The organism is Bradyrhizobium sp. UFLA01-814, assembly GCF_046718885.1.
Lineage (GTDB): Bacteria > Pseudomonadota > Alphaproteobacteria > Rhizobiales > Xanthobacteraceae > Bradyrhizobium > Bradyrhizobium elkanii.
Map to the genome: position 1 here is coordinate 60183 of NZ_JAQOSR010000003.1, position 13246 is coordinate 73428.

Here is a 13246-nt window from a genome sequence, read left to right on the forward strand (position 1 = left end):
ATCAGACTATTCCTTCCAGAGCTTGCGGCTGCTCAGCAGTCTGAAGAGCGGCGATCCACGCTTGGCCGAGGCTCAAGCCGCCGTCGTTAGGTGGAACCTGCCGTGGCAACAGCGCAGTGAGGCCGGCCGCAATGCAGCCGCCCTGGATTTCGTCTGCGAGCACCGCGTTCAGGAAGCAACCCCCGCTCAGAACGACGGTTGTGACGCCAGTTGTCTGCGCAGAGCGTGCGACCCAATCAACGCAGCCGGCGGCGAACGTGCCATGAAACAGCTCGGCTCCCTCAGTGGCGCCGATATCGTTTGCAACCAAGCGCGCAAACAGTGGACGAAGTGACAGAACGCCGTCATCGATCATCCAACCCGCTTCTTGCACCGCAGTCTGCCGCACCCGCGCCTCTAGCTTCATCGCGGCTTCCCCTTCATAGCTCTGCACGGTCGTAACCCCGAGCAGCGCCGCTGCTGCATCGAACAGCCGGCCCGCGCTGGTCGTGGTGGCCCCGCAAGGCCGATCGAGCAATGCCCGCAGATGCTCAGCCTGCGGCTGCGACGCAAAGCGACGCGCAATTTCATGTCCCCGTCCCAAAATCTGAAGCATCGCACTCGCCATCCGCCAGGGCTCGCGGGCTGCACGATCCCCGCCAGGCATTTGCAAGGGTGCGAGATGTCCGACGCGTCGAAACCGGGCGCCCTCGCACAACAAGAGCTCGCCACCCCAGTTGCCGCCGTCGCAGCCATAGCCATGGCCGTCGAGCAAAAGGGCGAGCGTAGGCGCGGTGAGACCATGCTCTGCGATGACGGCAGCGGCGTGCGCGTGATGGTGCTGGACAGCGATCAGAGCGCAGCCGCTTGCTTCGGCAAAGCGGGTAGATGCCATGTCGGGATGCAGATCATGGGCCAGGACAACAGGCCTGACATCGAGGGTCGAGGTGAGATGGCGGACCGTCTCCTCGAAAGCGTGAATCCCTTCAGGCGTATCGAGATCGCCGATGTGCTGGGAGACGAATGCTTCATTACCCCGCGTAACGGTGACAGTCGACTTCAGCGCGCCGCCGACGGCGAGCATGGGTGGCACGGACCCCGCAAGCCGGATCGGTTCGGGAACATAGCCGCGGGCGCGGCGAATGAATTGGCGCCGTCCGGCCACGACCGACACCACGGAATCATCAGCACGCGTCAGGATATCGCGATCATGAGTTACAATAAGATCGGCGATGTCGGCAAGCCGCCGCAACGCCTGGCCGTTGTCGATTGGTAGCGGTTCGCCTCCGAGATTGGCGCTGGTTGTGACGATGACCGGACCACCACTTTCGACGGCCGGACCGCCATCCCTCCGCCTTGTGCCAATCGAGCCGAACGCATGGAAGATAAGGTGATGCAGCGGGGCCACGGGCAGCATGACGCCGAGGCGCGACAGGCCGGGGGCTATCGCGGACGAAAGATGGTTGCGCGAGCGCAGCAAAACGATCGGGCGAGCTACGGTTTCCAGCAATGCGAGCTCGGCGGCGTTGGTCTGCGCAATCTCGTTGGCCTGCTCGATGGAGCCGATCATGACCGCGAACGGCTTTTGGTCGCGCTGCTTCCGCTTACGCAAACGCCGCACCGCGTCATGATTGGCTGCATCGCAAAGCAGCTGATACCCTCCAAGCCCCTTGATCGCCACGATCCGGCCGCCGCCGATCGCCGCGGCAATATCGTCGATCCCATGACTGAGCTGAGGGCCGCATATCGGGCACGCGATTGCCTCGGCGTGAAAACGACGGCTCAAAGGATCGGCATATTCGGCCGCACAGGCGGCACACATCGCGAAGGCCCTCATCGCAGTGTTGCCGCGATCATACGGGAGCTGTCCGGCAATGGTGTAGCGCGGGCCGCAATGGGAGCAGTTGATGAAGGGATAGAGGTAATAGCGGCTTGTTGGATCGAACAACTCGTCCAGACATTGCTGGCATGTCGCGGCATCGGCGACGATCCGCGTCGACGACCTGCCCTGTTCGCTGCGGCGGATCGAAAAGTCTTTGGCCCCAAGCGCGCCGATCTCCTGAACCGAGATTTGGTCGATGCGCGCCAATACTGGCCTTTCGAGCGGCAAGGCGGCCACGAACTGGGACGCGCCCTCACCCTCGACCTCGATGATGACGCCGTCGGGATCGTTGGCGACAAACCCGGCGAGCCCATAACGAGCAGCGAGACCATATACATACGGACGAAAGCCGACGCCTTGAACGGCGCCGCTGACGCGCAGGCGCAGACGCGTTCCCGAGCCGGCGATTGCCTCGTTCATCGCGTGGTGCCCGCGACAGGACGGGTCTGATCTGCCGCTTGCTTCCCAATCCAGGCGTAGAGCGCGGCAAAGCCCGCGCCGGTACGCGCTGAAACCGTCAGCACTTCAATCGCTGGATTGACGCGTCTTGCATACTCGACGGTCTGGCCTAAATCGAAGTCGACCAGGCGGGCCAGATCAATCTTGTTGATCAGCATGAGCGACGATGCGGCAAACATTTCAGGATATTTGAGTGGCTTGTCTTCACCCTCGGTGGTCGAGAGCACCACGATCTTGCAGGCTTCGCCGAGATCGAATGCCGCGGGACAAACCAGATTGCCGACATTCTCGATGAAGAGAATGCCGCGCTTGAGTGGCGGCAAGCGGCGATAAGCCTCCCTGACCATCGCAGCATCGAGATGGCATCCCTTGCCGGTATTGATCTGAATTGCAGGCACGCCGGTCGCGCGAATGCGCTCGGCATCGTTTGAGGTCTGCTGGTCGCCCTCGATGACCCCAAGCTGCCAGCTCCGCTTGAGCTCGCTGACGGCGCGGACGAGGAGCGAGGTTTTTCCCGCGCCAGGACTTGAAACAAGATTGAACACAAGCATGTCATCGGCCAGGAATCGGGCGCGGTTGTCGGCCGCGATCCCGTCGTTCCTGCCGAGGATGTCGCGCCCGATCTGAATGACCCGCTCGCTGCTCATGCCCGCAACCGTCAAGCCGGCCGGGTCAGCCGCGCAATCCCAAAGCGCCCGTCCGCCATGAGCCTGTTGGTGGTTGTGATCATGATGGCGGCGATGATGAGGGCGGTGAGAATGATGCACGTCGTGGCCGGTATGCACATGATTAAGGTCGTGACCGTGACCATGTGCATGGCGACGACCATTGGCATGCGCACCTTGCGCGTGGGTGCGTTCGGTGGAGGGCACTCCTTCGCTACAGCCGCATATGCTACACATCAGTCGATCTCCAGCTCTTTGACCCGCATCTCTTCACCCGCAGTCACCTGCAGCTGGTAGCTGCCGCAGCGGGGGCATGGCTCACAGCGCCGGGCAATCTCGACGCTTGTCGAACAGGCCATGCACCAGGCGAGGCCAGGCTGCTCGACGATCTTAAGAACCGCGCCCTCGGCAATGGTCCGTGCAGCAACGACCGCAAAGCTGAGCTTCATCGCTTCCGGAGCGACATAACTCAGCGCTCCGACCTCCAGACACACGGTCTTCACCTTCGAGAACGATCGTCGGCGCGCCTCCTCCTCAACAATCTCGATGATGCCTTCGCAAAGCGCCATTTCATGCATCGCAGACTTCGCGAAAATTGAGGGTGAAGGCGGCGCAAGGGTCGAACGATTCGATCATCGCGCGAATGGCAGCTCGTGCCTGCGGCCTCGCCATCAGCACCGCGCCGTGCAAACTGCGGACCAGCGGTCCGCGCGCGTGGAAATTCCATTCGGTCGGCGTAAGACATTCGAAGCGCGATATCTGGCCCTGACGGTCGAGCTCGACCGCGTGATAAAGACGTCCCCTGGCGCATTCGATCGCGGCCGCACCACGGCGCGGTCCCAGCCCGTAGCTTTCGGCGATCCCATCCTTCGCTGTCTCGATACGAGCACCGGCTTTGAGCCAAGCGCAGAGGGCGACGATTTCGGCAATTCTCGCCTTCAGCCGCTCAGCCGGGGCCGACCGGCCTGGCGAAAGCCGGCCACGCAACATTTGGCGCGCCCATGGCCCCGTCTCGGGAATACCGCGTCCTAGGTCGGAGCAATGGCAAACCCGCACGTCGTTCGAGAGCAGCCGTTCAATGATGTCGTGGTCGTCCGCAGCGGACAGGAACGAGTGCTGCATCGGCACAGGCTTCAATACGGCTTCGTCGAGCGCGGCGATGCGAAGCGCGAGCGGGCTGCCGCACGTCGGCGCGCCACCTTCATTTGATATGCCGAGAGCGGTCAGCGCGGCCGCTATACGCGCTGTTGCCTCGCGTGGAACGGGAACGCAGCCGGCCTCTGCGCTGCCGACAAGCGCTGATACGTCCTGCATCAGGGCGCGGATCGCGCCGGCACTGGTGGCATCCTTCGCGAGATGGGCGACAAACAGGCCCCGGAGCAATTCCGCCAGCCGCTCGGCAACGACCCGGGTCGTACGATGCTGCCTCGTCGCAAGGCTGATGCCTACGCCACGCGCCGCCTCGATCGCGGACTGGAATGCTACCTGATGCGCGGCAGCACACAATGAAAACAGCCGCGGCAGCGCATTGAGCAACGAACTGGCTGGTCTTCCGGCGAATAGCCGCGCTAGTGGCGGCCGGACGGGCGGCAGGATTTCGACCGTGGCAATCGTGTCGTCAGCGAGCGATACGGTGACCTCTATTCTGTTACCAACGGCGAGGCTCATGAGCGCCCCCTCGTGCCCTCTGCGAGATCGTAGACGATCCGGCAGATGCCGCACCCCATGCGCGCGTCGTCTGCGAGATTCTCTCGGACGGCAACAGTCTCGAAGCTCGTCATTCGAAGTAAGCCTCGATGATTTCCTGCATGCGTTCGGCGGAATCCTCGAAGTCCTCATCGGCTGCCAGCGCAACGATAGGCACGCCGCCAACCTCCAGCGTATCCAGGATGACGCTATCGGTGGAATTGAAGAACTGCACCGACCAGACGTTCCGGATGCCGGTCGCATGCACGCGGCACGTGCCGTAGCCACGCGAAGTGAGCAGGATCGGTCCGTTGCCGACGCTTTGCTGCAGAAACGCCTGATCGACCGGGTTCATCGGCAGGAGCGTGAAATTGATCACATGTGCGCACATGCCGGGCCGCCAGGCCAGCGCCCGTTCTCGGATTTCCGCGAGCACCGGTAGCACGTTCATCGCGCCTTCCGGGGCCGCATTGATCGTAAGATTAGTCGAGGTCAGGTCGCTTGCCGCGCGCCGCACGATCTGCGGTACCGCGCCGACTTCGATATACTCTTGTGCCGGGTCGCTGCCGATGCATACGCGCCAAATTCCTGCAAGCACCGATTCTTCGATCCGTGCCACAGAGCCATCTGGCAGCGCAGCGACGCCGGCGATTTCGCCTGTCCCAAGTATGTCGGCAATCAGCTTGCGCTCAAGATCGCTGAGAGTCGCGAGCTTGAACAGCTGCGTTTGTGCAGCGCTCTTCTGGCCGGCAACGGCAGCGGCGAGGTTTGACAACAGTGCGACGGCATTCGGACAATTCCTTGCCAGCTCTACGCCATCGAGCGAAGCGAGCTTGGCGGGCGCGGCAGCAGCCGTCGGCCCGCTATGGCCTGCCTCGAGGCTTTCCGCGCCGGTCGGAAACACGCTCAGCGGATGCTCGGCGCCTTGCGCAAGGGAAATGCCTGCTTTCATGACGCGACGTTCGCTCGTGCGGGCTGAGGAGTGAGCATTCTTGACGACAGACGCGCCGGCGCGCAGGTGATCAATGAGTCTGAACATGTGGTCGGTAGAAATTCTCCATATCCCGGCCCGTGCGTCGTTGCTTGCGGTCACGACCCTCGGACGGACCGCGCCGTGTCAAATCATGCTTTCCCGACCGAAAGCTCATCAGGCTCCTTTCTATCGTCGTGGTCCACGGGTGGGTGTTAGCAAGGTGTGTGCCAATCACCGTTTTGTCGTAATTTTGCGTTCTTCCGCTCCTATCAAAAGTGCAAGGTCCCGCTTGAGATCCTCGGCGTAGAGCTTGTTTCGGCGCGACACTAGTTATCCGTGAACAATGGCGAGTCGAACAATGGCAAGTGGGCAGGACGGCAAGCGTCCGGCTCGCGCAGATGCTCGGGCAGAAGCGGCTCGCGACCGATCAAATCCGCAAAGAACCGGTCGCAGTCGTGGCCGTTGAGGGCCGCCTCGAGACCGCCGAGCGCCTCTGCGATCAGCCGTGCCTCATCGTCCTCCAGGAGCCGCACCGCGGTATCGATATGGACCAGCACCTTGGCGCCGACCGGCGGGTTAGAGAGCAGCATGGCCGAGACGATCCGCTTTTCGTTGCCATACTCGCACAGCGCCGAGATGCCGTCGGTCTCAATAATCGTCATTGGCAGGCCAAGGCACATCGTAACCAACACATCGTAACCTGCGAGCCGCTAGATCGGCCGCGCCCTCATCTCATAGTTTGCATGGTCGATGTCGTTCGCGAGCAAACGTTCCGAGGGAGGCAACGGCGCGGTTCGAAGTCTTGCCGGCGCCCTCCACTGGATCAACAGTTCGCAAGCCAATTCGATCGCAGGCGCAATCTGGGTGCGCACCGGAGCGGTGAGCGGACCACCCCAATTCTCCAGATCCATCGGCTGACAGCCAATGAGAGCAAGCTCTCGCGGGCAGCGGCCAAGCAGGTCGGCCGCACTTAAGACGTCCTGAAAGCCGGTCTGATGCAGGCTCATTTTCTTGGCGGCCGTGAACCTCGGCACCTCGTCGTCTCGCACGAGCTTCAACTGGCCGGGCGCAAGTCCATAGTCGATGGCATCGAACACGATCAGGCAATCGGCTTCCTCAAGAAAATTCACCAAATAGAGCCCTTGCGTACCGCCATCGAGGACGGTGACGTTGTCAGGGACGGCGTAGCGGCGGTGGAACTCTTCCACCGCCCGCACGCCGAATGCCTCGTCGGCCCACAGGATGTTGCCGATGCCGAGCACCAGGATACGTTTTGGGTTCTGCGGGGTCAGCATCGGCATCCTCAATCAATCGCGGAATTCGCGCTCGCCCGAAATGATTGAAGAGATGGTGCTCCGGCGCGACATGATATCCTCCCAGACCGCCACGTAGATGTGGAGGAGCGCAAAGCACACGATGACCCACATGCCAAGGCGGTGCCAGGTATGAACGTCCTGACTGTTCGGCCAGACCGCAAACACCCAGCCGAACATCTTGTATTGCCAGCCGTCGTTGCCGAAGCCCTGCGCATAAAGTGCAAAGCCTGTGACGATCATGAACGCGGTCGTCAGCGTAAACATGAAGAACATCGCGAGCTGAGCCAACGGATTGTGCCCGACATGTTCCTTCGGCTCGGCCGCGAGGAAAGCGTACCAGCGCACCGCGTGCCAGAGCGCGCTCCAAAAGAACCTGCGCCAAATCGGGACGTAGAAGATCTGCCTCGCATGGGAGTTTCCCACCAAGGCCAAATAGATGCGCAGCAGGAAGCCGATTGCGAGCACATAGCCTGCGGAAAAATGCGCAAAGCGGAGATAGCCGAACAGGAAAATGTCGCTTGCCTCTCCCGGCATTGACGGTATCCCGGTTCCGATGACGTAGCCCGTTATGCCCAAGACCAGAATGGCTGCCGCATTGACCCAATGCCACAGCCGCAGCGGCTCTTCATAGAGGTAGACGACATCACGCTCGACACTGCGATCACGCCTTGCGGCATCGTTGCCAATACGGGTGGTAGCGGTTTGCGGCATCTTGTCCAGCACGGTGGCCTCCCTATCGAACCTTGACCGAAGCCATTTCCTGGCCGTCGGGGCTCATCACGTGGGTCGAGCACGCCAGGCACGGATCAAAGGAATGGATCGTGCGCAAAATCTCCAGCGGCTGCTCTGGATCAGCCATCGGCGTATTGATCAATGCGGCTTCAAATGCGCCGATATTACCCTTGGGATCGCGCGGCGAACCGTTCCACGTCGTCGGCACGACGCACTGGTAGTTCTCGATCTTGGTGTCCTTGATCTTGATCCAGTGACCGAGCGCGCCACGCGGCGCCTCGGTGAAGCCGTATCCCTTGGCCACCCTCGGCCAGCTTTCCGGCTTCCACTTGCTGGTATTGGCCGTTGAGGTGTCCCCCGCCTTGATGTGAGCCACCAACTTGTCCTGGAAATAGCGCAGTTGATGCGCCCCCCACTGGCATTCGAGCGCACGCGCTGCGGTGCGGCCGAGCGTCGAGAAAAGCGCAGTCACAGGAAGATCGAGTGCCTTGAGCAGCCTGTCGGTCGGATCCCTGAATTCAGCTTTGCCTTGCGCATAACCTATGATGTATCGCGCCAGCGGTCCTACCTCGACGGCGTTGCCGCGCCAGCGCGGCGCCTTGATCCAGGAATACTTGCCGCCCTCGTCGAGCTCCCTGATGTCGGTCCTGGTGCCCTTGAAGTTGGGCCCAAGCTGGAAATTCGGCTCGGTGACGCCATCCCAGGGATGCAGCCCGGTGGAATCGTCGGGGTATTTGTACCAGGAGTGCGCGACGAATTCCTGGATCTGCTCGGGATCACCGTGATCGATCGGCAAGACCTCCTTGAGATTGCCATCAAGGATGACGCCGCGCGGCAGCTTGAGACTTGTCGCGGAATAATTGTTGGCGTTTTCGGGGATGTCGCCATAGGACATCACGCTCTTGGCCGACAAACCGCCGCCATAGAGCCAGTCTTTGTAGACTGCGCCGATCGCCGCGACATCGGGCAGATATACCTTTTCGACGAACTCGATCGAACGGTCAATGATCGAGGACACCAGGTTGAGCCGCTCCATGTTGATCGCACCCACCGCGCCGGTGCCATCGACATTGATCGCGCAGGGCACGCCGCCAACCAACCAATTCGGATGCGGGTTCTTGCCCCCATAGACGGCGTGGATCTTGACGATTTCCTTCTGGAAATCGAGCGCTTCCAGATAATGCGCCACAGCCATGAGGTTCGCTTCCGGCGTAAGCTTGTAGGCCGGATGCCCCCAATAGGCATTGTTGAACGGGCCGAGCTGCCCTGAATCGAAGAACTTTGTGAGCCTGATCTGCAGATCCTTGAAATAGCCCGGTGATGAAAGCGGCCAGGACGAGACCGACTGCGCCAATCTCGAGGTCGCCTTGGGATCGGCCTTGAGTGCTGAGACCACGTCGACCCAATCCAGCGCGTGAAGGTGATAGAAATGCACAAGATGATCATGAACCTGCAGGCATAGCTGCATGATGTTGCGTATCGAGTTGGCGTTCTCCGGAATCGTGATGCCGAGCGCATTCTCAACGGCGCGCACGGAGGTGAGCGCATGGGTGCCGGTGCAAACGCCGCAAATCCGCTCGGTAAACGCCCAAGCGTCGCGCGGATCGCGCCCGCGCAGGATGGTTTCGATGCCACGCCACATCGTTCCGCTCGAGACGGCATTTCGGATCACATTGTCCGAATCGAGGTTGACCTCGACACGCAGATGACCCTCGATTCGAGTCAGCGGATCGACGACAACGCGCTTGCCGGACCGATCGAGCTTGAATCCATTGGGGGTCTTCACGCCCACCTGCCCCCCTAGCCCCGACGATTGTTCTGAGCTGCGCCATCCCCTTTACGGGTGAGCCGCTTCGCGGCTGTGACCGCCGCATGCGCGGCAACGGTAAGACCGGCAACGCCGGCAGCCGCCATGCCGATTTGATCGGCGTTCTTCTCGATGCCGAATTGCTTGATGGTCGTGAGGTGGTCATAAGTCGAGCCTCTGTCCCAAAAGCCGTCTTCGGCGCAGCCGAAGCAGCCATGACCGGACTGGATCGGGAAGGAAATGCCGCCGTTCCACCGAACGGTCGAGCAGGCGTTGTAGCTGGTCGGTCCCTTGCAGCCCATCTTGTAGAGGCAATAACCCTTACGCGCCCCCTCGTCGTCCCACTCCTCGACAAATTGGCCAGCATCGAAATGGGGACGCCGATAGCACTTGTCGTGGATGCGCTGGGAATAGAACATCTTTGGCCGCCCCTGGCGGTCGAGCTCGGGAAGTTTTCCGAACGTGGTGATGAAGGTTACAACGCCGGTCATGACTTCAGCGATCGGCGGACAGCCGGGCACTTTGATGATCGGCTTGTTCGTTATCACCTTATCGATTGGCACAGCCCTCGTCGGGTTGGGCTTGGCCGCCTGCACGCAGCCCCATGACGCACAAGTGCCCCAAGCGATGATCGCCATGCAATCGTCCGCCATCGACCTGAGCTTTTCGACGAACGGCTTGCCGCCATCAATGCAGAACATTCCGCCTTCGTTCAGCGGTGCATTCCCCTCGACGGCAAGCACATACTGGCCTTTGTACTTGACGCGGGCCTCCTCCAGAATAGCTTCGGCCTGGTGTCCTGCCGCCGCCATGATGGTATCGTCATAATCGAGCGAAATCATCGACAGGACCGCGTCTTTGACCAGCGGATGGGCCGAGCGGATAAAGCTTTCCGAACAGCAGGTGCATTCGAGCCCATGCATCCAGATCACGGGCATACGCGGCCTGGTCTCGAGCGCGTTGGCAATATCGCTCGCCGCGAGCGGGCCGAGCCCGAGGCTCACGGCCGTCAAACTGCAGAATTTGAGGAAACTGCGACGCGTGATACCCTGACGTCTGATCACATTGTAGAACGTTTCCGTTGCCGCGCCCATCGCCCCTCCAGTGATCTGTGATCAGTTGACGGCTATGACAAATTGCTGGCGTTCGGATAGCAAGAAGCAGGCCAATCGCACTGCCATCTGACAGATAGAAGCCGCTCCTCTGCCAAATTGCGGAGAGATTGCCGAGGCCAGCGTGAGCCGGCAAGCGGTTCGACCGCGCCCCCGGATGACAGCGCTCGCGACGTCCGCCAACGCCTGTACCAAGGATCGATGCCACAAAACGCACGATGCCCGGTGATGCACCCATGACGGGCACCTGGTCGTAAGCTCACAGGAAGGCACGTCATGCTCGAGCAGATGTTCAAGCCCTGCACGAGAGGCAAGCGGCGCCATTGACCGTTCATTCCATCGCGCCATTCGCGTCTGATTTGAAACGCCGATGTGCGAAACCGCACCAACCAACATGATCATCCCGCCCTACCGGGGGCGAAGTGTTGACTTGTCAATCGTTCAGCGTGGCCTGCAACGCTTTCACGTCCGGCACGCCGATTGCTGAAATAAGAAGCTGCAGTTGAAGACGCCGCACACCTCACCCGTTCACGAGTTCACAATGAGCCTTGCTCGGTTGATCCTGATCAATCGACGTCGAAGCTAGGCAGAATTGTAGAATGCGGCCTCGAGAAGCGCCGCTCCGGCGCGGCCTCTGCCCGAGGCGGACTGGTTCGACGGCGAGGTGGAGGTGGTAGCCGCCTGGCAGATCTTCACTGATAAGCCGGGGCGCCCAGGAGTATGCACGCTTCCTCGACAGGCTGCAGCACACCCTAACTAGAGCAATAGCCAGGAGTAGGCCAGGCGACTGTGAGGCGAGCACCGCCAGAAGCATAAGCCCCGCTCTGCTTCAGGCCGCGGCGGCCCAGACGCACCCACGACTATTGTCGTGGAAAGCATTGTGACGAGCCTAGACCGCGTCCGGGCGATGCAGCATATCGACCGTGATGGTGCCGCGGGCGCGCGAGACACATGCGCAGATCTTCTCGTTAGCGCGCTTCTGATTCTCGCTGAAGAAGACGTCACGATGGTCAACCTCACCGTCGATATGGACGAGGTCGACGGCACAGACGCCACACTCGCCGCGCCGGCAATCCGAAATGACCTCATAACCAGCCGCATTGAGCGCATCCAGCATCGAGCGATCGCGGGGAATCTCGATCTCAATGCCGCGGTCCGCGAGGCGCACCCGGAAATCTTCGGTCGGCAGCAAGCCGCTCGAACCGAAGGTCTCGTAGCGCAGGTCGGGCAACGCACGCCCCGCGCTGGTCCAGGCCCGACGCGCAGCATCGAGCATTCGCATCGGGCCGCAAAACAGGGTCATGGCATCGGGCGGCAGCGAGGCGAACAAGGTGTCGAAATCGAGCCGGCGCCCTTCATTGCCTGCATGGACGACGAGGCGCTCGTTCAGCAAGGTGGCCAGAACATCCAGATAGACAGCATCTTCGCGCGAACGCATCGCGTAATGCAACGAGAATTCGGCTTTGCGGCGGTCGAGCGCCTGTGCTGCCCCAATCAACGGCGTAATGCCGATGCCGCCGGCGATCAGGCAATAATGCCGGCGCGACCAGTCGATCGGTAGCAGCGAGGTTGGCAATGTGATGGTCAGCCGCGCCCCGGGCGCGAGCGACCACATATAGCGCGAGCCGCCGCGGGAATCCTCGGCGCGTCGCACCGCGATACGGTAGCCGGCGCGGTCGCCTTCGCCGATCAGCGAGTAGGACCGCGTCTCGGGGCGGCCATCGACGGTGACGGCGACATCAATATGACTGCCGACCGGGTAGGCCGCACCGTCAAAAATTTCCGGCCTGATCAGGAACTCGCGGATCGAGGAAGTCAGATCGCGGGTCGCAATCAGGGTTGCGGGAGTCCAGGTCTCGATGAAACGCATGCGCTCGTCCTTTAATCGCCTGCAGTCCTGATGAGTGCCAGCCCCGGCAGCAGGTCAAAATGCGTCTTATTCTTTAGCACCAGCCGCAAATTGCGCGACGCCAGCCGCGCGTGCTCGCGCATGATCGCCTCAGCCCGCGCACCCTCGCGGTTTTCGATAGCGTCGATCACGACACGGTGTTGATCTTGCGCAATCAAGAGCGTCTGGTGCGCCTGCGGCAGTTCCGATTGGGTCATCACAAAACCGCTCGGCGAGGCAAACGGCAGCGCGGACGCGCGATCGACCTGCCGGATCAGGGGCGGGCTGCGCGACAATTCGGTCAACAGCGCATGAAAGTGCGCATTCAGCGTGACGTAGGAGGAGAAGGCCTCGATCGAGATCCGATCCTGCTGCACCAGGCCGTCGATTTCGTCGAGACATCCTTTCAGTGGCTCGAGATCGCGCGACGAGACCCCGCGCTCGGCGGCAAAGCGCGCGGCTAATCCCTCCAGCGTGCCGCGCAGTTCGATCGAGTCCAGGACATCTCGCTCGGAGAACGCCTTCACCGTGAAGCCGCCGGAAGGGATCGCTTCCAGAAGCCCTTCCTCCTCCAGCCGAACCAGCGCCATTCGCACGGGGGTGCGAGAGGCGCCGGTCGTCTCTACCGCCTGCAATTCGGAAATCCGTTCACCAGGCCGCAAATCGCCCGACAGGATCAGATCGCGCAGGCAGAGCTGCGCGCGCACGGTCTGTGAGACGGAGCGATCACTGTCTCGCTCGGCCATG

General features: G+C 61.5%; 12 protein-coding genes. All 12 read right to left on the minus strand.

Annotation, left to right across the window (positions count from 1 at the left end):
- Window position 1 precedes the first annotated feature (1 nt).
- A complete protein-coding gene (gene hypF / locus PMN64_RS01640; protein WP_411779401.1) occupies window positions 2-2281 on the minus strand; it encodes a carbamoyltransferase HypF in 2280 nt (759 codons plus the stop codon).
- Window positions 2278-3222 (minus strand): hydrogenase nickel incorporation protein HypB, encoded by a 945-nt coding sequence (gene hypB, locus PMN64_RS01645; RefSeq protein ID WP_411779402.1) that lies wholly within the window; start codon window positions 3220-3222, stop codon window positions 2278-2280. Before hypB ends, hypF begins: the two co-directional genes overlap by 4 nt.
- Window positions 3222-3563: a hydrogenase maturation nickel metallochaperone HypA gene (gene hypA, locus PMN64_RS01650; protein ID WP_411779403.1), complete on the minus strand. Its 342-nt coding sequence runs from the start codon at window positions 3561-3563 to the stop codon at window positions 3222-3224. The genes hypB and hypA overlap by 1 nt, the downstream gene beginning before the upstream one ends.
- Entirely contained in the window at window positions 3556-4653 is a 1098-nt protein-coding gene (locus PMN64_RS01655) for a nickel-dependent hydrogenase large subunit (RefSeq protein WP_411779405.1), read from the minus strand. The genes hypA and PMN64_RS01655 overlap by 8 nt, the downstream gene beginning before the upstream one ends.
- Before the next feature lie 109 nt (window positions 4654-4762).
- A complete protein-coding gene (locus tag PMN64_RS01660; protein WP_411779485.1) occupies window positions 4763-5623 on the minus strand; it encodes a hydrogenase expression/formation C-terminal domain-containing protein in 861 nt (286 codons plus the stop codon).
- A 347-nt stretch (window positions 5624-5970) separates the two neighbouring features.
- The gene (locus PMN64_RS01665; protein ID WP_411779487.1) at window positions 5971-6324 is read right to left on the minus strand and encodes a HypC/HybG/HupF family hydrogenase formation chaperone; all 354 of its coding nucleotides are present in this window, start codon (window positions 6322-6324) and stop codon (window positions 5971-5973) included.
- 30 nt (window positions 6325-6354) lie between these two features.
- Window positions 6355-6939 (minus strand): HyaD/HybD family hydrogenase maturation endopeptidase, encoded by a 585-nt coding sequence (locus PMN64_RS01670; RefSeq protein ID WP_411779406.1) that lies wholly within the window; start codon window positions 6937-6939, stop codon window positions 6355-6357.
- A 12-nt stretch (window positions 6940-6951) separates the two neighbouring features.
- Entirely contained in the window at window positions 6952-7671 is a 720-nt protein-coding gene (gene cybH, locus PMN64_RS01675) for a Ni/Fe-hydrogenase, b-type cytochrome subunit (protein WP_411779489.1), read from the minus strand.
- Between the two features lie 22 nt (window positions 7672-7693).
- Entirely contained in the window at window positions 7694-9484 is a 1791-nt protein-coding gene (locus PMN64_RS01680; RefSeq protein ID WP_411779407.1) for a nickel-dependent hydrogenase large subunit, read from the minus strand.
- A gap of 8 nt (window positions 9485-9492) precedes the next feature.
- The gene (locus PMN64_RS01685; RefSeq protein ID WP_411779408.1) at window positions 9493-10593 is read right to left on the minus strand and encodes a hydrogenase small subunit; all 1101 of its coding nucleotides are present in this window, start codon (window positions 10591-10593) and stop codon (window positions 9493-9495) included.
- 907 nt (window positions 10594-11500) lie between these two features.
- Window positions 11501-12481, minus strand: coding sequence for a PDR/VanB family oxidoreductase (locus tag PMN64_RS01690; protein ID WP_411779409.1), 981 nt, complete (start codon window positions 12479-12481; stop codon window positions 11501-11503).
- An 11-nt stretch (window positions 12482-12492) separates the two neighbouring features.
- Window positions 12493-13245 carry a GntR family transcriptional regulator gene (locus tag PMN64_RS01695; protein ID WP_411779410.1) on the minus strand — a complete coding sequence of 251 codons (753 nt, stop codon included), beginning with the start codon at window positions 13243-13245 and terminating at the stop codon, window positions 12493-12495.
- Between the last annotated feature and the right edge of the window lies 1 nt (window position 13246).